Below are 321 nucleotides of genomic sequence, written 5' to 3' on the forward strand. Positions count from 1 at the left end.
TGACACTCCACTTTACCGCGTGCTAAACGCTTACGAAAACGCTCGCGAAGGATAGGCTCTAGGCCTCGGAACTGTTCTGGTAAGCGGAAATAGGTTTCTAGGTAACGTTGGTTAACTGAGCGGATTTCCCATACTGCGTTGCCCCAGTCGCCTTTAACTTCTTTGCGCGCGTAAGCGGTCATGCTGTAAATCATTAAAATACCTTTATTCATCACATAGGTGTGCGTCTATATTGCGGGCAATCTTAGCACAAAACCGCACTTCTTCGCACAAAACAGAGCGTCTTGATACAAATCATAGCTTCCTTGCATGGTCGCATCC

Annotated in this window: 1 protein-coding gene; it reads right to left on the minus strand. The window is 47.0% G+C overall.

Going from position 1 to position 321, the window contains the following annotated elements:
* Positions 1-194, minus strand: a 194-nt coding sequence (locus AB4585_RS23975) for a YicC/YloC family endoribonuclease (protein WP_372171255.1), incomplete at its 3' end; no start/stop codon positions are given.
* Positions 195-321: the final 127 nt, after the last annotated feature.

The organism is Vibrio sp. 10N.222.49.C9 (assembly GCF_041474985.1).
Classification (GTDB): Bacteria; Pseudomonadota; Gammaproteobacteria; order Enterobacterales; family Vibrionaceae; genus Vibrio; species Vibrio crassostreae_C.